This window comes from Thermoflexus sp., assembly GCF_025055495.1.
Taxonomy (GTDB): Bacteria; Chloroflexota; Anaerolineae; order Thermoflexales; family Thermoflexaceae; genus Thermoflexus.
Genome location: NZ_JANWXB010000047.1, coordinates 1 through 3,168, shown reverse-complemented (window position 1 = coordinate 3,168; position 3,168 = coordinate 1). Strand labels below are relative to the sequence as shown.

Annotated in this window: 2 protein-coding genes; both read right to left on the bottom strand. The window is 63.5% G+C overall.

The genetic code is table 11. The annotated features are described in order from the left end of the window. Positions 1-156: 156 nt before the first annotated feature. Complete coding sequence (locus tag NZM16_RS01675) at positions 157-1,191, bottom strand: hypothetical protein (protein WP_295451257.1); 1,035 nt, start codon at positions 1,189-1,191, stop codon at positions 157-159. A 182-nt stretch (positions 1,192-1,373) separates the two neighbouring features. Beyond that, positions 1,374-2,468 carry a Xaa-Pro peptidase family protein gene (locus tag NZM16_RS01670; protein ID WP_295451259.1) on the bottom strand — a complete coding sequence of 365 codons (1,095 nt, stop codon included), beginning with the start codon at positions 2,466-2,468 and terminating at the stop codon, positions 1,374-1,376. Between the last annotated feature and the right edge of the window lie 700 nt (positions 2,469-3,168).

The following is a 3,168-nucleotide window of genomic DNA, read 5'->3' as shown; positions in this document are numbered from 1 at the left end:
GGGGGGGGGGGCCGCTCGCCGCCCCCCCGCCCCTCCCTCTCCCATCATCTTTTTACGGCCTCAAGAGCCGCGGGGAGGGGGATCCAGAAAGGTAGGGCAGAACGGTTCCACTCCCCCGCTTCCAACAACATCCTTTCGGCCGCTTCCTCCCTCCAATTAGGAGGATTTCTCCTCCTTGCGCCAGGCGGCGAGATCCAGGGTGAGACGAGCGAAGAAGCTGTTCGGCGGCAGCGCCCCGGTGCCATATTCCATCTCCACCACCCGAGCCCGCAGGCGCAGATCCCGCGTCTCGACTTCAAGGATAGCGCCGGGAGCAGCCAGCACCAAGTCCCCCTTCTGGCGCAGCCGCGCCTGGAGCCCGGTATCCCGATAAGCGTATTCGCTGGCCAGCACTTTGGTGACCGTCTTAATGTCGTTCTTATCGAACAGCCAGAGTTCGAAGGCGGTGACCTTCGCCGGATCCCCAACTCCGATGGTTTCCGAGATGCCTACCCCATATTCGCCCAGGAACTCCCCATTCGGCAGCTCGATGGGGAAGGAGAGATCGAAATGATCGTCTCCCAACTTATAGGTCACTTGATGCTGCGAGAGAGGGGGTTCCCAAGTTTCCGGATAGACCTCGCCGGGGGCGGGGCGCTCAAGGGCAGTGGGCGCGACCGATGGCCCAGCGGGAGCGGTGGCTGGAACCGGACGTCGAGGGGAAACCATCATGGCTGGGCGGCGCAGGAGCCACAAAGCGCCGATCCCCACCAGCGCCAGTCCGGCCAGCCCGATCAGACAGGGAACCGGAATAGCGCCTCCCGGGGCGGGCGCGGGAGGCGCAGGGGCCTGTTCCCATACCTCCCCCAACCGTTCCATCGTCGCCCGGCGGGCGGGATCGATCTCCGCCTGGGCCAGACGGCGGATCTCCCGCGCCGCATCCCGGGGGTTCCATCGTTGTCCCAGCCAGCCGAGGCTCTCCTCCGGACGCAAGAACCCAGCCCGGACCGCGTCGGCCAGCAGGCGCAGGTAGTTCTCACGGTAGTCGATCCGCAGATCCACGGGCGCGGCGTCCGTCCATTCCACCGGGGCAATATACCAGCCGTAAATCAGGCCACCGGCCAGCCCGAGCAGGAAGGCCACCGCTCCGATCAACAGGACCTGACGGTAAGGTCTGAGCACGATCCCGAGGGCTTGCAGGAACGTTTTCACGGCCAACCTCCTTCTATATTCTCGAGGACACCAACCGCCTGGTTATGCGCGCGTATTCCGGCCTGCCGGCGCACCCGCGTTGCGAATTCAGCTGGACGGCGTTTCGCCATCCACGAATCCCAGCAAGAGTTATGCGGTTCGCCTCCCCGTGAACACGCAGATAATCGAAGAAAGGCTGGAATTCACCGCGCCGGGATCAGCGGATCCCGCGAGGCGCAAGTCAGGACCTCACGCACGCCATCGGTGCCGATCACCACCATATCCTCGATGCGAATGCCGCCCCATCCACGGATATAGATCCCGGGCTCCACCGTGAAGACCGCGCCGGCCGGGATGGGGTCCTCTGCGATGGGCCCGACGGAAGGCTTCTCATGGATCTCCAATCCAACCCCATGGCCCAGGCCGTGGCCAAAGGCATCCGCATAACCCGCCTCCTCGATCACCGCGCGGGCCAGCGCGTCGATCTCTTTGCCGGGCATCCCCGCCCGCATGTTCCGGATTGCAGCCTCCTGGGCGCGCAGGACGATGGCGTAAAGCTCCTGGAAACGGCGAGGCATGCGGCCCAGGACGAAGGTTCGGGTGATATCGGAATGATAGCCATCCACCCGCGCCCCAAGGTCCACGATGATCGGCTCCCCGATCCTCAGCCGACGATCGCCCGGATGATGATGGGCCATGGCAGCGTTCGGGCCGGAGGCCACGATGACATCGAAGGCCACATCGTCTCCCCCATGGGTGCGCAGGTATTGCTCGGCCAGCCAGGCCGCCTCGCGCTCGGTCATCCCCGGCCGCAGCCGCCGGCGCAGATAGGCCACGGTCGCATCCGCGATCCGGGCAGCTTCTCGAATACGGGCCAGTTCCCCTTTATCCTTAACCGCCCGCAACGCCTCGATCCAGTCCTTGATCGGAACCCACTCCACCTCAGGCGTGGCCTCCTTCCAGGACATCCACTGGTCCACGGTGAGGTGGGCGCTCTCGAAGGCCACACGGCGGGGCGAACCAATCTCGCCCAGGAACTCGGGAAGGATCTCCACGAAGCGACGGCTCTGGAGGCGATAGAGGGTGAAATCCGGTGCCTCGCGGGCGGCCTGTTCCCAGTAGCGGAAATCGGTCATGATCCAGGCTCCGGAGGGTGTGATGCAGAGCACCGCGGCGGAGCCGGTGAAGCCGGAAAGATAGCGGACGTTGGGGAGATAGGTGATGAAAACCGCTTCGAGATTTTCCTCGGCCATGCGGTGACGCACCGCTTCCACGCGCTCCCGATGCTGGGCGGCCATCCTGAACGCTCCGGGGAGAAGGATCCACCCCAAGATGGGGCCTGTTTAGGTTCCTATCGTAATGGATTTCTCTCGCCTGAGCAAGAGCTTTTGGGAGACCGGCGGAGTTTTCCATTCCCCCAACGAATTGGTTACTTTTCCCTTGGCTCTGCTGCAAACGCATGTTTGAGATTCGACACTGTCTGCGAAAACGATGAGGCTCATGTCCACCATGCACTCCATAGAGCGAACCGCCCGATAGTGGGAGAGATGCTGATCCCCCTCCGCTGCTTCGCGGCGTTAGGGAGGATATCCAAAATGCTTTGGGGAGTGGGGCAGACGGCGAAGCTGTCCGCCCCCGCCATAGCATGAGAGACCATTTCCCCTATCAGCGCCCCAGCGGATGCCCTGACCCGGCGCTGGGACAGATATATGCGCAGAGATTAAAAAGAGATAGAATGAGCCATGGATGATCCGATTCAGCGAACAAGGCGACGGATCCTTCTCCATTGGCTTTGCGCGCGAGGAGCGGAAAAGGAGCGCCCATGCGTCGGTTTCTCTGGTGGGGCTGGATTTTGTGGTTGGTGGCCTGGGGAAGCTGGGCCCAGGAAACAGCAGCCCGACGGGTGTTGTGGTTGCGTGTGGAGGGCGCGCTGACTCCGGTGGTGGCGGATTACCTGCGACGGGGAATCCAGATCGCCCAGGATCAGGGGGTGGAGGC